Source organism: Pseudomonas frederiksbergensis, from assembly GCF_003732705.1.
Lineage (GTDB): Bacteria > Pseudomonadota > Gammaproteobacteria > Pseudomonadales > Pseudomonadaceae > Aquipseudomonas > Aquipseudomonas frederiksbergensis_F.
Genome location: NZ_MOBR01000004.1, coordinates 148,130 through 163,483 on the forward strand (window position 1 = coordinate 148,130; position 15,354 = coordinate 163,483).

At 61.0% G+C, this 15,354-nt stretch carries 15 protein-coding genes; 6 read left to right on the top strand and 9 right to left on the bottom strand.

The features are described from left to right. Positions 1–13: 13 nt before the first annotated feature. The 5 genes from yedA to BK667_RS02875 form a co-directional block, all read right to left on the bottom strand. A complete protein-coding gene (gene yedA / locus BK667_RS02855) occupies positions 14–940 on the bottom strand; it encodes a drug/metabolite exporter YedA (protein WP_123596744.1) in 927 nt (308 codons plus the stop codon). 354 nt (positions 941–1,294) lie between these two features. Further along, complete coding sequence (locus BK667_RS02860; protein WP_123596745.1) at positions 1,295–1,789, bottom strand: BRO-N domain-containing protein; 495 nt, start codon at positions 1,787–1,789, stop codon at positions 1,295–1,297. A 471-nt stretch (positions 1,790–2,260) separates the two neighbouring features. After that, positions 2,261–2,872: a 3'-5' exonuclease gene (locus BK667_RS02865; RefSeq protein ID WP_054052626.1), complete on the bottom strand. Its 612-nt coding sequence runs from the start codon at positions 2,870–2,872 to the stop codon at positions 2,261–2,263. Between the two features lie 22 nt (positions 2,873–2,894). After that, positions 2,895–3,374 carry a LabA-like NYN domain-containing protein gene (locus BK667_RS02870; protein ID WP_054052625.1) on the bottom strand — a complete coding sequence of 160 codons (480 nt, stop codon included), beginning with the start codon at positions 3,372–3,374 and terminating at the stop codon, positions 2,895–2,897. A 136-nt stretch (positions 3,375–3,510) separates the two neighbouring features. Further along, positions 3,511–4,287: a DUF2076 domain-containing protein gene (locus BK667_RS02875; protein WP_123596746.1), complete on the bottom strand. Its 777-nt coding sequence runs from the start codon at positions 4,285–4,287 to the stop codon at positions 3,511–3,513. Between the two features lie 177 nt (positions 4,288–4,464). Here BK667_RS02875 and BK667_RS02880 point away from each other — a divergent pair, with 177 nt between their 5' ends. Beyond that, positions 4,465–5,139 carry a YciC family protein gene (locus tag BK667_RS02880; RefSeq protein ID WP_123509860.1) on the top strand — a complete coding sequence of 225 codons (675 nt, stop codon included), beginning with the start codon at positions 4,465–4,467 and terminating at the stop codon, positions 5,137–5,139. A gap of 75 nt (positions 5,140–5,214) precedes the next feature. Then, a complete protein-coding gene (locus BK667_RS02885) occupies positions 5,215–6,294 on the top strand; it encodes an endonuclease/exonuclease/phosphatase family protein (protein ID WP_123596747.1) in 1,080 nt (359 codons plus the stop codon). Positions 6,295–6,433: 139 nt separating this feature from the next. Here BK667_RS02885 and hrpB read toward each other — a convergent pair whose 3' ends face one another. Next, positions 6,434–8,950 (bottom strand): ATP-dependent helicase HrpB, encoded by a 2,517-nt coding sequence (gene hrpB, locus BK667_RS02890; RefSeq protein WP_123596748.1) that lies wholly within the window; start codon positions 8,948–8,950, stop codon positions 6,434–6,436. Between the two features lie 361 nt (positions 8,951–9,311). Here hrpB and pmcY point away from each other — a divergent pair, with 361 nt between their 5' ends. Next, positions 9,312–9,731: a periplasmic Zn2+ metallochaperone PmcY gene (gene pmcY, locus BK667_RS02895; protein WP_123596749.1), complete on the top strand. Its 420-nt coding sequence runs from the start codon at positions 9,312–9,314 to the stop codon at positions 9,729–9,731. 30 nt (positions 9,732–9,761) lie between these two features. Continuing rightward, positions 9,762–10,655: a cation diffusion facilitator family transporter gene (locus BK667_RS02900; protein ID WP_123509864.1), complete on the top strand. Its 894-nt coding sequence runs from the start codon at positions 9,762–9,764 to the stop codon at positions 10,653–10,655. Positions 10,656–10,697: 42 nt separating this feature from the next. On the opposite strand, the gene BK667_RS02905 is transcribed toward BK667_RS02900, so the two are convergent. Then, the gene (locus tag BK667_RS02905; RefSeq protein ID WP_123509865.1) at positions 10,698–11,783 is read right to left on the bottom strand and encodes a DUF6515 family protein; all 1,086 of its coding nucleotides are present in this window, start codon (positions 11,781–11,783) and stop codon (positions 10,698–10,700) included. Between the two features lie 415 nt (positions 11,784–12,198). Here BK667_RS02905 and BK667_RS02910 point away from each other — a divergent pair, with 415 nt between their 5' ends. Together BK667_RS02910 and BK667_RS02920 are read left to right on the top strand one after the other, a co-directional pair. Beyond that, positions 12,199–12,678 (top strand): Lrp/AsnC family transcriptional regulator, encoded by a 480-nt coding sequence (locus BK667_RS02910; RefSeq protein WP_007937367.1) that lies wholly within the window; start codon positions 12,199–12,201, stop codon positions 12,676–12,678. Positions 12,679–12,914: 236 nt separating this feature from the next. Next, entirely contained in the window at positions 12,915–13,121 is a 207-nt protein-coding gene (locus BK667_RS02920) for a DUF2788 domain-containing protein (protein ID WP_123404607.1), read from the top strand. Here the strand turns inward: BK667_RS02920 and BK667_RS02925 are convergent. Together BK667_RS02925 and amn are read right to left on the bottom strand one after the other, a co-directional pair. Beyond that, a complete protein-coding gene (locus BK667_RS02925) occupies positions 13,116–13,751 on the bottom strand; it encodes a pseudouridine synthase (RefSeq protein ID WP_123509866.1) in 636 nt (211 codons plus the stop codon). The genes BK667_RS02920 and BK667_RS02925 overlap by 6 nt on opposite strands. A gap of 69 nt (positions 13,752–13,820) precedes the next feature. After that, positions 13,821–15,320 carry an AMP nucleosidase gene (gene amn, locus BK667_RS02930; RefSeq protein ID WP_185058164.1) on the bottom strand — a complete coding sequence of 500 codons (1,500 nt, stop codon included), beginning with the start codon at positions 15,318–15,320 and terminating at the stop codon, positions 13,821–13,823. Positions 15,321–15,354: the final 34 nt, after the last annotated feature.

The window sequence follows — 15,354 nt, forward strand, 5'->3', positions numbered from 1 at the left end:
CGCGCAGTTTACCCTAATTCACACGGGATTCTGTCGGCGCCACCGCCGCAGGTCGCACCGGAGCCCGTCGCCACTGCGGCAAACCGATCAACACCACAGCGCTGATGATCACCGCCATGGCAATCGCTTCCTCGATCCCGATGCTCTCGCCGACAAACACAATCCCCAGCAACACCGCCACCGCCGGGTTGACGTAGGCATAACTGGTGGCCGCCGCCGGACGCACGTTTTTCAACAGGTACATGTAGGCGTTGAAGGCGATGATCGAACCGAAGCCGATCAGGTAAGCCAATGCGGCCCAGCCTTCAATCGGCGGCAAGCTGTCCAGATGTTCGCCACTGACCGCACTGCCGATCAGCAACACCACGCCACCCACCAGCATTTCCACGGCACTGGCCATCGCGCCTTGGGGCAACGGCAAGTGTTTGCTCCACACCGAACCGAAAGCCCAGGACGCGGCGGCGAACACCAACAGCGCCGCGCCCAACGGACTCGATTGCAGATTGGAACCGAGGTTGAGCATCGCGATGCCGATCAGCCCGAGCACAATCCCGGCCCATTCAAGACGGGTATTACGCGCGCCCCAGAAATAGCCGCACAGCAAGGTAAACAACGGCACCGTCGCCACCGCCAACGCGGCAACGCCCGACGCCACCCCGGTGTGTTCGGCCACGCTTACCGCGCCGTTACCGAAACTGAGCAGCAAAATCCCGATGATCCCCGCCGCTTTCCACTGCGCCCAAGTGGGTGCCGGCGCCCCGCGCCAGCGCAGGAACGCGTACATCAACGTCCCGGCAATCACAAAGCGAATCCCGCCGAGCATCAACGGCGGCCAATACTGCACGCCGATGCGAATGACCAGATAGGTCGAGCCCCAAATCACGTACAACGCGAAAAAAGCGGCGATTAACGGCAAGGGGAAGCGACGTAAGCCAGGCATTGGGCAGCTCGTAGGCAAGACAAGGAGACTGGATATTCTAGAAAGGCCAAGCCGTAAAAATAAGTTACAAAACCTGTTTATCGCACCGGTACACTTTTCAAAGCACAGATTCCTGTAGGAGCCGAGCTTGCTCGCGATAGCGGTGTGTCAGTCGACTTCAATGATGACTGACACGCAGCCATCGCGAGCAAGCTCGGCTCCTACCGGATTTAGTGGTGTTGTCAGAATCCGCGTCACAGGAGATCCAATGTGGGAGCGGGCTTGCTCGCGAAGGCGGTTTGTCAGTCACATAGATGTTGGATGTGCCGAGGCTTTCGCGAGCAAGCCCGCTCCCACAGGGGATTTGCGGTGTGGTCAGAATCCGCGTGCGCCGCTATATCCGGCGCCCAGCAAACACGGCATATCCTTCAGGCGAACCCAGGGTTCGGTCCGCCAATGCAACAGGCTCAAGGTTCCACCCGCCCATTCCATCAAGCGCAAACTCGGGGCCTGATTCGAGGCTACCCCGCCACCGTCGCGCAGCATCGGCACTACGTGATGGGTCAACCAACGGCGCAGATTCCGGTTCTCCGGGCAGTAGTGATAGACCAGCATCGCGTACACGCCGGACTCGCTCAGCATCAACGTTTCCTGGGGGGCGTCGCTGCCAGACAAACACATCATCCGGCGTTGATCGGCGTCGAGCTTGAGTGCGTGTCGGCCGTTGATATCCACGCCCATTAATCGGCCGATATCCCGGGCGCAAAACCAGGCTTCTGCGTGCAGCAAGAGTGCTCGCAATTGGATGTGATGGCGGATGAAGGTTTGGGGGATGAAAGGAACTGGGGGATTAGGGGTGATTTTGACCATGGCAAATTTCCTACCGAGAAGTTGGAGATGCCAGCATCACTTGCAGGTGATGGGTGGCAGCTGTGTACGGGTCTGCAAGACCGAGTCGGTAGGGAACCCCGGTAGACCCGAAGGTCACCCCGCACACAGCCACCATGAATCGATGGTCGCCAAGTAAAGCGACGCGATTATAGGTGCGACTGTAGGTATCTACCAAACTATAGGCAGGCTTGCAGGCCCGATCACTGCATTGGCAGCGACGCTCAAAAGGTTATCGATGCCCCAGATGAGGGGCAAGACAGACATTCCCTAAAATTCGGTAGGACCGATCATCAAATCTGTGGCGGCGTTAAACACAAATCTGACGTAGATCGTTCCCACGCTCCGCGTGGGAATGCAGCCAGGGACGCTCCGCGTCCCCAGAGCGGACGCAGAGCGTCCGGTGAGGCATTCCCACGCGGAGCGTGGGAACGATCATAGGTAGGGTGTCAGTCAGAACCCGCGATGGCGCTTCAGGTGTTCATTGATCTTCGCCGCCGGCACTTTCTGCAAGCTGACCAGCAGATCATGGGACAACTCCCGCAACCCGTGCTGCTGACGCAGTTGCTCAGCCAAATGCGTCGTCAGGTTCGCCGCCATTTCCGCATCCGCCATCGCCCGGTGAGCCTTGCCGGTATTCGGCAAACTGGCAAACGTGGTAAGCGTCCCGAGCTTGTGATTCGGCGCCGCCGGCATCAACCGGCGAGCCAGCAGCAAGGAGCAGGCAAAGTTCTGCAACCGCGTGCGCTTGATCCGCCCCAGTTCAAAATCCCAGAACTTCTGGTCGAACGCCGCGTTGTGCGCCAGCAGCGGCGTAATCCCGACAAACTCGTTCACCTCGTTCATCACCTGCTCGGCCGACGGTGCGGTGCGCAGCATGGCGTTGCTGATGCCGGTGAGTTGTTCGATGAAGGCCGGCACGCGCACGCCAGCGTTCATCAGGCTTTGGTAACGCTCGACGATGCGCCCCTGTTCAAGGATCACCACAGCAATTTCCGTGGCCCGGCAGCTGCTGCTCGGGGAGATCCCGGTGGTTTCAAAGTCGATGACTGCTATGCGTTCCAAACCTGTTTGAACTCCGTATAAATCAATTCTTGAGCAGCAAGGCGCCTTCGATCGGCACGTAGCGGCTGGCCGCGCGGATCAGCGAGTTGGCGGTCAAACCCGGCACGCCGTAAGCCACCGCTTGCACGCCGTGCTTGCTGATGATGCGTTCCAGCAGCATGTCGAAATCACCGTCGCCGGAGGCCAGCACCACTTCGTCGACGTGATCGGCGGCGTCCATGATGTCGAGGGTGATGCCCACGTCCCAGTCGCCCTTGGCCGAGCCGTCGCTGCGCTGGATGTAAGGCTTGAGCTTCACGATGAAGCCCAGGTTGCGCAGGATCTGCTGGAACTGCTGCTGTTTGCTGTCACCGCGATCGATGGCGTAGGCATAGGCCTCGACGATCTCGCCCTGTTTGCTGATGTCAGCCCACAGCGCAGCATAGTTGAAGTGGCAACCATAGGCCTGGCGCACGGTGTAATAGAGGTTTTGGACGTCGGCGAACACTGCGATTTTCTTCATCGCATTTCCCTCATGGCGCACAGGCGCAGGCTTGAATCCGGCACGAGGCCCGAAAAGTTGCCCAGTATGCCAGCCCGAAGGATTGTTCCGCGAATAATCGGACCGGGGCGCTTATGCGCCCCGGACGAGTGGAGGGTCAGACGAAGGAGTCGTCGTCATCGCCGCCGAAGAATGACGAGCTGTCATCGCTGTAGTCGGCGTCGGTGAAATTGCCCTGGTCGTTGGAATCGTTACCGGCCACGTTCTGGTCGTTGTTCCAGTCATTGCCGCTGTGGTCGTTGACCTGGGCGGGCTCTTCCTTGATGACTTCGACCACTTCCTGGGGCTGCTGATTGCTGTGGAACAAGCTGCTGATGCCTTGCGCCAGCATCACGCCACCGGCCACGCCGGCCGCAGTTTTCAGTGCGCCACCGAGGAAACCGCTACCGACCGGCGCCTGCTGTTGCGGCGCATAGTTTTGCTGCGGGGCGCCGTAGTTCTGTTGCGGCTGTTGCGGCGCACCGAAGTTTTGCTGTGGCGGCTGCGAATTGAACGACGGCCGCGCCGGTTCACGCCAGCCACCGGTCGCGGGTGGAGGACTTTGAGTGGGCTGCGGATCGCGGGAACCGCCGCCGAAGATGCTCGACAGGAATCCGCCACCGCTCGGGGCCGGGGCCGACGCCTTGGCCTGTTGCAGTTCAGCCTGCAATTGCTGGATTTGCTGGGCCTGTTGCTTGTTCTGCTCGTCGAGGCTTTTGATCGCAGCCTCTTGCACCAGAATCGCCTGGGTCATGAAATAGCTTGCGGCGGGCTGGCGAGTCAGGTGTTCCTTGATCCGCGCCTCGGCCTGGGCGTCACGCGGGGCTGAATCCGTTTCGGCCTGTTGCAGCCGGGAAAACAGTCCATCGATCAGGGTTTGTTCTTCGCTGTTCATGGCGACCTCGTAGATTGCCGGGAATATCGTCGCCCTCATCCACGCTGGATAAGGTGCCTACCAGTAATGGGGCTGATACAGGATGTTTCAATGACCTTTACCGAACGTTTACGTTTGCGCCCCCCGGCGCTTCATCGGTTAAAGTGTGGGACTGCTTTTAACCTGCGATACCGACTGATGAATCCGTTCGAAGTGCTGCGTGACTCCTTGTATTTTTTCAAGCGCAATCTGGGCCAGATCGTGCAACTGTGCCTGCCGCTGGTGATTTTTGAAGCGTTCTTGCAACAGCTGGTGGACAACACCGCCGGCCCGGATGGTTTCCCCGGTTACAGCGTGATCGTCGGTTTGCTGGTGTATCCGCTGTACACCGCCGCGTTGATTCTGTTTCTCGATGCCCGCAGCCGTGGCGAATCGCCGCGCATCCGCGACCTGCTGGCCATGTCCGCCACCCTGTGGCCGCGCTTCGCCCTGCTCACGGCCCTCAACACGCTGCTGATCCTGCTTGGCCTGTCGCTGTATTTCCTGCCGGGCATCTGGCTGATGGTGACCCTGGCCTTCGCCGAATACCTGTTGGTACTGCGCGGCATGGCCCCGCTGGCGGCGATGAAAGAAAGCCTGCGCCTGACTCGCGGGCATTTCCTGCGCATTCTGGTGTGTATTCTGGCGGTGATGGCGCCGTTGTGGCTGCTCAAGGGTGCCAGTCTGGAGATGTACCCGGAGCCCCAAAACCCGGTACTCGGCCTGCTGATCGACAGCGCCCACAGCTTCTTGCAACTGTTCACCAGCGTGGTGCTGTTCCGCCTGTTCATGTTGATCGGCGAAGCGCCTGACAAAACCGATAAACCCGTCTGACCGCTCTACCCTTGGGCGCGGACGCCGCTCTCGGGTATGCTCGGGGTCATCTTTGTAACGCTATAAGCCGAGCCAATGACCCGTCTACTGCGCTACACCCTGCTGGGCCTGCTGATTATCCTCGGCCTGGCGGGCCTGTTGATCTACAGCGCCACCTGGCGGCCCGAAGCCAGGGAAGTGTTGCCCGTCAGTTGCAACCCCAAGGCGCCGACCCTGGCGCCCGGTCAAGCCTTGAAGGTGATGACCTGGAACGTCCAGTACCTGGCGGGTAAACGCTACGTGTTCTGGAACGACCTGGCCCAGGGCGACGACGAAAGCCCCACCCTCGAAGACATGGCCTTCAGCCTCGACGAAGTGGCGCGGGTGATTCGCGATGAACAACCGGACATCGTGCTGCTGCAAGAGCTCGATAACGGCGCCAAGGCCAGCGATTATCAGGATCAGTTCAAACTCTTGCAGGAACGGGTTGCCGACCTGTATCCCTGCAGCGCCCATACCTTCGACTGGAAGGCCAACTTCGTCCCCGAGCCGCATATCTTCGGCAGCGTCGGCCGACAACTGGCAACCCTCAGCCGTTACCAGGTCGAACATGCCGAACGCCTGCAATTGCCGGTGGCGCCCGCCAACTTCATCAGCCGTCAGTTCAAACCGAAAAATGCCTTGCTGGTGACGTATCTGCCGTTGAGCGATGGTGGGCAGATCGCGGTGCTCAATACCCATCTGGACCGCGTCCTCCAACCCGACGACACCCTGCAGGCGCAGGTGACGGCAGTGGCCAAGGTCCTCGACAAATACGAAAGTCGCGGCACACCGTGGTTGATCGGCGGCGACTTCAATCTCTTGCCTCTGGGCCAGTACCGACGCCTGCCCGCCGAGCAACGCACGCCCTACTCCGCCGACAGCGCGCTGCATGTGCTGTGGGACAAATACCCGATGATCCCCACCAACAACGAAGCCAGCGGTGTCGATCGGGCGCAGTGGCTGACCCACTATCCGAACGACCCCGGCCTGAACGGCCCGGACCGGACGGTGGATTACCTGTTTTACAGCCCACGGATCAAACGGGTGGAGGCGACGGTGCGGCAGGACGATACGTTGCGGATCTCCGATCATTTGCCGGTGATTGCGCGGTTTTTGTTGCCGGCGGCACCGTAGAACAATTGTGGCGAGGGGGCTTGCCCCCGTTGGGCTGCGAAGCGGCCCCCGCTTATCCCCAGGAAACAGGGGACTGCTGCGCAGTCCAACGCGGGCAAGCCCCCTCGCCACAAAAAACCTCACCCTTAAAAAATCATCATTACTTACGCGGTTTGATCCGCGCAGTCGCCTCGGCCACCAGCGGATCATCCGGCCAATAATGCTTCGGATACCGCCCTTTCAAATCCTTCTTCACCTCGGCATAGGTGCTGCGCCAGAAGTTCGCCAGATCCTGGGTCACCTGCACCGGCCGCCGCGCCGGGGACAACAGGTGCAACTTGACCACTTGCCGACCACCAGCGATTCGCGGGGTTTCAGCCAGGCCAAACAGTTCCTGCAAACGCACCGCCAGAATCGGCGGCTGCTCGCTGTAGTCCAGGCGAATCGATGACCCGGACGGCACGCTCAGATGATGCGGTGCCAGCTCATCGAGCCGTTGCGGCAATGGCCACGGCAGCAGGTTATGCACGATGCTCGACAGGTCCAGGTTGGCGAAGTGACTGAGTCGTGAGACTTTGCCCAGGTACGGCATCAGCCAATGTTCCAGGTTTTTGAGTAGCGCAGCGTCGCTGACATCCGGCCATTCACTTTCACCCTTGGCCGCAAGGTCAAGCTGCCGCAACAACGCCACCCGCGCCTGCCACTGGCGCAACTCCGGTGTCCACGGCAACAGCTCCAGACCTTTGCGCCGCACCAGATTGACCAGCGCCTGGCTGCGGGCGGTTTCGTCGAGACCGGTCAGGGGTTCACGGCTGAGGATCAATTCACCGACCTTGCGCTGGCGCTCGGCCCGCAGCACGCCTTCACGTTCATCCCAATCCAGTTGATCGACGTTGCGCACCTGCTCGGCCAATACCGAATCGAACAGCGCCGGATCAAAATCCGCCGCCAGATAAATCCGTTCTTCACGCTGGCCCTGGCGACTGCCGAGATCGGCGATCACCAGCCAGGGTTGTTTCATCAAACTGTCAGCCTCGGCAAACAACGCCGCCCGACCATTGGCCAGACGATATTCCGCGCCACCAGCCCGGCGCTGTTGCGCGACCCGATCCGGATAGGCCAACGCCAGCAACGCGCCGAGCCAGCGCGGATGATCGGGATCGCTGACCGGTTCCGAGGCTGTACCGCGCAAGTAGCCGCGATACTGACGCGCCAATTGCCGGGCCCGTTGCACACCGCCCTGGGCACCACGCGCGGCGCGCTCTTCGCCGGACAACAGCACCAGGCGACTGTGCAGGTCCGCCCCGGCGCCACGCAAGATATCGCGCTCGCCCAACAGCGCCGCGACGTCGCACGCCATGTCCGCCAGCCCCAGCGCCTGCCCGCGCAACAGCAAATGGCCGATACGCGGATGCGCCGGCAGTTCGGCCATGGCCTGGCCGTGACGGGTCAACGCTTCGCCGTCCAGTGCGCCGAGGCGCTCCAGCAAATCCTGAGCCTGTGCATAAGCCGCGGCAGGCGGCACGTCGAGCCAGACCAACTGACCCGGTGTCACGCCCCAACGCCCCAGTTGCAAGGCCAACCCGGCGAGGTCCGCCGAAAGAATTTCCGCACTGGCGTAGGCCGCCAGTTGTTCATGCTGATCCTGCGACCACAACCGATAACACACCCCCGGCTCCAGGCGTCCGGCCCGGCCGGCACGCTGAGTGGCGCTGGCCCGAGAGATGCGCTGGGTGTCGAGACGGGTCATGCCGCTGCCTGGGTCGAAACGCGGCACCCGCGCCAACCCGGCATCGATCACCACCCGCACACCGTCGATGGTCAGGCTGGTCTCAGCGATATTGGTGGCCAGCACCACTTTGCGAAAGCCTGCCGGTGCCGGATCAATCGCGGCGCGTTGTGCGGCCAGATCCAGTTCACCGTGCAACGGGCAAAGCAGAACCTGCGTGCTCGCACCCAACGCATCGGCCAATTGTTGATGTACGCGACGGATTTCAGCCTGCCCCGGCAGGAACACCAGGACGCTGCCGGTTTCATCATTCAAAGCTTCGAGAATGGTTTGCACCACGCGCGGTTCGATAAATTCACCGGGCTGGAACGGCCGGCCCCAGCGCATCGCCACGGGGTACATGCGGCCCTCGCTGCGCAGGATCGGCGCGTCATCGAGCAACCCGGCCAGGCGTTCGCCTTCGAGGGTGGCCGACATCAAGAGGATTTTCAGTGGCTGGTCTTCGCGAAACAGCTCCCGACCGTTGAGGCTCAGGGCCAACGCCAGATCCGCGTCGAGGCTGCGCTCATGGAATTCATCGAAGATCAGCAGCCCCACGCCGTCCAGCGCCGGATCATCCTGCAAACGCCGGGTGAGAATGCCTTCGGTGACCACTTCGATGCGGGTGTTGGGGCCGACTTTGCTGTCGAGGCGAATGCGATAGCCAACGGTTTCGCCGACCTTTTCGCCCAACTCACTGGCCAGACGCTCCGCCGCCGCCCGCGCCGCCAGCCGACGGGGTTCGAGCATCAGAATCGTCTGCCCGGCCAGCCACGGCTCGTGGAGCAAGGCCAACGGCACGCGGGTGGTTTTACCGGCGCCGGGCGGTGCTTCGAGCACGGCTTCGTGACGTGTCGCCAAGGCTTCACGCATGGCCGGTAAAACTTCATCGATCGGCAAAGAAATCATGCTGGCTCCCCAGGGCGTGCCCACAGTAAATTGCGAGTCGCGTTGAAACTGTGGGCGTGCCAGGCAAGGCGCGGGACGCAGGTAAGGGTCGTTTCCTTGCCAAGTCCTGCAACGCAGCATGGCACGTCCACAGTTTCAGCCCGGAGGGCCGAACCCCCAAAAAATTCATTAGCCGTTACACGTTGTCGATCTGGAAAAAACAACATCAATCCTCAGCTATTCCAGTGGGGGTGAGACGCGGCCGCAATTTACTGTGGGCACGCCCTGCCGGCGCGAGTATAACGGCGAACTGCCCAGTGTTTGTCGCGGTCCTAATTCATATCGACAACGCTTCGTTTCTAGATGACCCAGGAGATTTCATATGCGTATCCCCTTTCGCCTGATTGGCGGTGTTCTGGTCGCCACCCTGCTGACCCAGGTGACCGCCTGCGGTTCGATTTTCTACCCTGACCGTCGCGGCCAGATCGACGGCAAGGTCGACCCGGCGATCGCGGTGCTCGATGCCGTGGGCCTGCTGTTCTACATCGTCCCCGGCCTGATCGCGTTTGCCGTCGACTTCGCAACCGGCGCAATTTATTTCGAGCCGGGCAAGACTGCCCAGGTCGCGCCGGAAAAACTCAAGCAAGCGATCGGCCCGGATGGCCAGGTCGATAACCGCAAGTTGCAGACTATTCTGGAAACCGAATTGGGCCGCAGCTTCCCGCTCGACGACCCACGCCTGATCCAGCACAAGGGCAGCAGCCAGCAACTGGCCATGTTCGGTCTGCAACCTGCCGCGTAATCCGTGCACTAAAAAGGAAAAGCCGCACCTATGACCACCAGCCTCGAACACGCTCGCCTGCTGCGGTTGGCGACCCGCGCCTCCGTGGCGGTGGCCTGCACGTTGATCATCGCCAAAGCAATTGCCTGGTGGCTGAGCGGTTCGGTGAGCATGCTCGCCGGGTTGACCGACTCGGCCCTCGACGGCATCACGTCATTGCTCAACCTGCTGGCGGTGCATTACGCCTTGCGCCCGGCCGATGACGATCATCGTTATGGTCACGGCAAGGCCGAATCGCTGTCGGGCATGGCCCAGGCGCTGTTTATCGGTGGCAGTGCGGTGCTGATTTCGTTGCAGGCGATTGAGCGACTCAAGCATCCGGAACCGGTGGGCGCGCCGTGGATTAGCATCGGGGTGATCATCTTTTCCCTCGCACTGACCGTGGCGTTGCTGATGTTGCAGCATCGGGTGATCAAGGCCACCGGCTCCAATGCCGTGCGCGCCGACTCCCTGCATTACCGTTCCGACCTGATGCTCAACGGCAGCATCCTGGTGGCGTTGGTGCTGGCCGGGTTCGGCTGGCATTCGCTGGATGCCTGGTTCGGTCTGGGGATTGCGGTGTACATCCTCTGGAGCGCGGTGCAGATCGCCCGGGAAAGTTTTGCGGTGCTGATGGATGAAGAACTGCCGCCGGATGTCAGCCAGCACATGCTGGAACTGGCCTGCGGTGTTCCGGGCGTGTTGGGCGCGCATGATTTGCGCACGCGGATTTCCGGTAACCATTGGTTTGTGCAGCTGCACCTGGAATTACCGGGGGAGCTGACGCTGTCAGTCGCCCACGGCATCAGCGATCAAGCCGCCGATGCGATTCACGCCGCTTACCCGCGAGCCGAAGTGCTGGTGCACGCAGATCCGATAAGAGCAGCGGCAAGCGGCAAGCTTTAAGCTCCAAGCTTGCGGCTCAAAGCTTGGAACTTGCAGCTGCCTCTATTCCACCCGATAACCGCGACTGCTCAGGCAGTTGCCCTGGGCCTGGCGGTAGGCTTGCACCACCGACGGATCCGGTTGGTAGGTCGCGGTTTGCGGATTGAAGCCACTTTGCTGCACCGCGTATTGCGAGCACTCGTAACCGTCCTGGGCGACCTGCTCCGGCGACTGGCCGTTGGCCGGATATGCCGTCACATCAATGCCATTACTGGTCGGTTGCGGTTGTGGGGCGCCCGTCGGCGGTTCGACCACGACGTAATCCTGAGTACTTTCTTCGTAGGCGTAGTAAGAGCCGGCGGCGAGAAATAGCAGCGCCCCGCCGATCCACACTTCACGGGCGTAATCGGGCATGTAGTGCACGCGAATCCCACGCGGAGGCTGAACCACTACGTAGCGCGGACCTTGCGGACGATACCAGTAGCCGCCGGAATAGAAGTAGTCCTGCCCGCGATACGGCACGCGGAAGTTGCGATCCGGGAAGCGATCGACCATCTGGCCGGGACGATACTGCGGGCCGGGGCCCCAACCGTTGCCATGCCCGTTCGGGCGACCTTCCCAGCGATGGTCATTGGGATGTGAACCCTGGTTGCCGGCCTGCCAGTGCTGGTTGTTGTCGTTGCGCCGCGGCTCGTCACGATAGTAACCCTGCCGGGGTTCCTGGGTCTGGCGCACGGTGTCGGGCCGGCCCTGGATTGGCAAACTGTTGGCAGGTAATTGCGGCGGAGGCGGTGCAGGTCGAACCTGCGTGTTGGCATCGCGGGGCTGGCGGTTCTGCCACTGGCCGTTTTGATTCTGGCCGTTGTGCTCGAACTGACGACTGTTGTCGCCACGAATCACTTCGTTGTTCTGCGGGCGCGGTTGATTCTGCTGCGGGTTGTTCTGCGGCCGCGGCTGATTATTCTGTTGTGGGTTGTTCTGCGGGCGTGGCTGGTTGTTGCCACCATGGCCCTGATCATTTCGCTCATGATCCCGCCCGTGCGGTACGCCTTCGGGACCACGGTTCTGCGGCTCATCGGCCAGCGATTGCGCAGTGACACTTACACACAGCAAACCAACACCGGCCAAACGCCAGATGCGCGACTTCATGCTTTTCCTCACTGCGGGTTAGGGCCTGTACGTAAGACTGGAAAAGCACAGGCCGGTTCTGCAACAGGTTATCAGTCACGCAACTTATTTATTGAGCAATAAAAAAGGGAGACCCGTCGGCCTCCCTTTGAGAACTTCGTCCGTGCTCGACGCTTATGACGTCGGCTCACCTCACGCCGTCTTCTGGACAGTGTGTAGCTCGGGGGCCGGCACATCCCCGGTGGGGGTGGCGGCCGCGACTGGCCTGGTTGGGCGAGTCGCTGTGGACTGTTTGTCCGAGCAGTGATTCTGGTAATAAGAATAGGCCTGGGGCGCCAGCAGAGGATTGCGAAGATTGCTCAAATAAACATCACTTGCGCAATTTTTAACCCTGGATAGATAATCCACCGCAATAGTTACGACAAAGGACTGATTGATGAGCAAACTCGACCGTTACGACCTGAGCATTTTGGCGGAATTGCAGCGCGACGCGCGCATCTCCAACCAGGAGCTGGCCGAACGCATCGGCCTGTCACCTTCGCCTTGCTCGCGCCGCGTCAAACAGCTGGAAGACGACGGCTACATCTCACGCCAGGTGGCCTTGCTGGACCGTAAGATGCTCGGCCTGAGCCTCACGGCTTACGTGTTGATCGGCATGGACCGCCACACGCCCGAGCGTTTCGAGAATTTCGAAGCGGCGATCCGGACCTTGCCGCAGGTGCTGGAATGCAGCCTGGTGACGGGGATGGATGCGGATTATCAGCTGAAGGTGGTGGTGCCGGACATGGATCACTATCAAAAGCTGCTGCTGGGGCATTTGACCCGGATTGAAGGGGTGACCAGCGTGCGCTCGAGTTTTGTGTTGAATCAGGTATTGAACAGCACTGAATTGCCGCTGACTCATCTGCGCAGTTGATCGAGTTGCTGATCGTTCCCACGCTCCGCGTGGGAATGCCTCCCGGGACGCTCCGCGTTCCGCTCTTGAATCGTGACGCAGAGCGTCACTGGCTGCATTCCCACGCAGAGCGTGGGAACGATCAGTGTCCGGGCGACCAATGACCGCGACACACCGACGCAGGTCAATGCCCAGCCATTGCCCATAGGCGTATACTCGCCCGGCCCTTTTAGCCCCGCCCGCGCTGGAGATGTTCGATGGATCCTGCAGTATTCGAAGAGTGGATGATGACTGGCCTGGTCAGCATCCTGATCATTTTCATGGGTTTCATCGTCTGGGATTTGGCGAAGAAATCCAAGGCCGGCAAGTTCGGCACCATGATTCTGTTCTTCGTGCTGGGCCTGGGGATCTTCGCGTTCATCATCAAAAGCGTGGTCATCGCTTACATCGAAAACCAGTCATAACCGCGCCGGCACTTCCTTCCACTGGCCCTGATCGAGCCCTTCGATCGTCCAGTCGCCGATCCTGACCCGCACCAGACGCAACGTCGGCAAGCCAACTGCCGCTGTCATGCGCCGCACCTGCCGATTGCGACCTTCGCGAATCACCAGTTCCAGCCAACTCGTGGGCACGCTTTTGCGAAAGCGCACCGGCGGGTTGCGCGGCCACAGTTGCGGCTCTTCAAGTTGCCGCGCCTCGGCGGGCAAGGTCATGCCATCGTTCAACTCGACGCCATCACGTAAGCGCTGCAATTGCTCGGCGCTAGGCTCACCTTCGACTTGCACCCAATAGGTCTTGGCCAGTTTGTGTTTCGGGTCGGCGATTCGTGCCTGAAGCTGGCCGTCGTTGGTCAGCAGCAACAAGCCTTCGCTGTCACGGTCCAGTCGTCCGGCCGGGTAGATACCGGGAATCTCGATGTAATCCTTGAGCGTCGCCCGCCCCTCACCGTCACTGAATTGCGTCAGTACATCGAACGGTTTATTGAACAGAATCAATTTCGGCTCAGCCGGCGGCGCTTTGGCGACACGGCGCGGGGCGGATTGCGGAGGATTCGCGCCAGGGCGGCGGGAAACGGGACGTGGAGGACGCGACATGAGGAAAGGAACATCTAACGGTCAGGGCTGACAATGCTAGTGCCCTGACCGTCAAATGACCATCGCGAATCAGCGGAACGGCGGCTCGTCGAAGCTGCGCAGTTTGCGCGAGTGCAACGAGTTGAGTTCGGTGCGCAACAAATCCACCGCCTCGATGCCGATCTTCAAGTGCTGGCTGACCGCGCGTTCATAGAAGGCATTGGCCGAACCCGGCAGCTTGATTTCGCTGTGCAGCGGTTTGTCCGAAACACAAAGCAACGTGCCATACGGCACCCGCAGGCGATAACCCTGGGCGGCGATGGTGCCGCTTTCCATGTCTACGGCGACGGCGCGAGACAGGTTGATCAGCGGGCGTTCCTGGGCCCAGCGCAATTCCCAGTTCCGGTCGTCGTAGGTCAGCACGGTGCCGGTGCGCAGGCGTTTTTTCAGCTCGTCGCCCTTCTCGCCGGTGATGTTGGCTGCTGCTTGCTGCAACGCCATCTGCACTTCGGCCAGGGCCGGGATCGGAATGTTCGGCGGCACCACCCGGTCGAGAATCCCGTCGCGGCGCATATACGCGTGAGCCAGCACGTAGTCGCCAATGGTCTGGGACTGACGCAGGCCGCCGCAGTGGCCGATCATCAGCCAGCAATGCGGACGCAGCACCGCCAAGTGGTCGGTGATGTTCTTCGCGTTGGACGGGCCGACGCCGATGTTCACCAACGTCACGCCGTGGCCATCGCTGGCGATCAGGTGATAGGCCGGCATCTGGTAACGGTGCCAGACCACGCCGGCGGCAATCGCCGAGGCTTCGCCGTGGTCCATGCTCTTTTCGATGATCACGTTGCCCGGAAGCACCATGCGCACAAAACGCGGGTCGCTGCGCAACTGCTCCAGGCCATGGACGATGAACTGGTCAACATAGCGGTGGTAGTTGGTCAGCAGAATCCACGGCTGCACATGGCGCCAGTCGCTGCCGGTGTAATGCACCAAACGGCGAAGGGAGAAATCCACCCGCGCCGCATCGAACAGCGCCAACGGCAGCGGATCGGTGTTTTCCCAGTCGTACAAGCCATCGGCGATGCCGTCGGTGGCGGCGGACAGATCGGTACTCGGAAACACCCGCGCCAGCGTGGCGGCGGTGACGCCGGAACCGGCCAATTCATCGCCCTGCTCGACCACGTACGGATACGGAATGTTTTGTTTGCTGACGCCCACTTCTACCGTGACGGTGAAGTCGTGCATCAATGGCACCAGTTGTTCCAGCAGGTATTTACGAAACGCCGCCGGATGGGTGACGGTGACGCTGTAGGTCCCTGGCAACTGAACCTTGGCGTAGGCGCGGGTGGTCTGCGGGACTTCGCCCTGGCAGAGGTAGGTCAAGCGCAATTCGGGATAACGAAACATCGCCCGCTGTTCGGCGGTCGGTTCGACTCGATCCTTGAGGTAACGCTTGAGCGCTTGATTCAGCGCAGAAGTAGCCTGCTCATGCAGGACGGCGAGCCGGTCTACGGCTTGTTCGGCGGTTTGAACAACAATAAACGCTTCGGTCACGATCAGCTTCCTGTGTTCTGACTTGCAGACCTTCATCTTGCCTGCATCGTCGTCTGACGGGAACAGTGGT

Bases quoted from the DNA above. Each gene is read 5' to 3' on its own strand.
- BK667_RS02925 (WP_123509866.1), bottom strand. From the start codon at position 13,751: ATGTCGCGTCCTCCACGTCCCGTTTCCCGCCGCCCTGGCGCGAATCCT.
- BK667_RS02910 (WP_007937367.1), top strand. From the start codon at position 12,199: ATGAGCAAACTCGACCGTTACGACCTGAGCATTTTGGCGGAATTGCAG.
- BK667_RS02900 (WP_123509864.1), top strand. From the start codon at position 9,762: ATGACCACCAGCCTCGAACACGCTCGCCTGCTGCGGTTGGCGACCCGC.
- BK667_RS02875 (WP_123596746.1), bottom strand. From the start codon at position 4,287: ATGAACAGCGAAGAACAAACCCTGATCGATGGACTGTTTTCCCGGCTG.
- BK667_RS02860 (WP_123596745.1), bottom strand. From the start codon at position 1,789: ATGGTCAAAATCACCCCTAATCCCCCAGTTCCTTTCATCCCCCAAACC.
- amn (WP_185058164.1), bottom strand. From the start codon at position 15,320: ATGAAGGTCTGCAAGTCAGAACACAGGAAGCTGATCGTGACCGAAGCG.
- BK667_RS02880 (WP_123509860.1), top strand. From the start codon at position 4,465: ATGAATCCGTTCGAAGTGCTGCGTGACTCCTTGTATTTTTTCAAGCGC.
- BK667_RS02905 (WP_123509865.1), bottom strand. From the start codon at position 11,783: ATGAAGTCGCGCATCTGGCGTTTGGCCGGTGTTGGTTTGCTGTGTGTA.
- BK667_RS02885 (WP_123596747.1), top strand. From the start codon at position 5,215: ATGACCCGTCTACTGCGCTACACCCTGCTGGGCCTGCTGATTATCCTC.
- hrpB (WP_123596748.1), bottom strand. From the start codon at position 8,950: ATGATTTCTTTGCCGATCGATGAAGTTTTACCGGCCATGCGTGAAGCC.
- yedA (WP_123596744.1), bottom strand. From the start codon at position 940: ATGCCTGGCTTACGTCGCTTCCCCTTGCCGTTAATCGCCGCTTTTTTC.
- BK667_RS02920 (WP_123404607.1), top strand. From the start codon at position 12,915: ATGGATCCTGCAGTATTCGAAGAGTGGATGATGACTGGCCTGGTCAGC.
- pmcY (WP_123596749.1), top strand. From the start codon at position 9,312: ATGCGTATCCCCTTTCGCCTGATTGGCGGTGTTCTGGTCGCCACCCTG.
- BK667_RS02870 (WP_054052625.1), bottom strand. From the start codon at position 3,374: ATGAAGAAAATCGCAGTGTTCGCCGACGTCCAAAACCTCTATTACACC.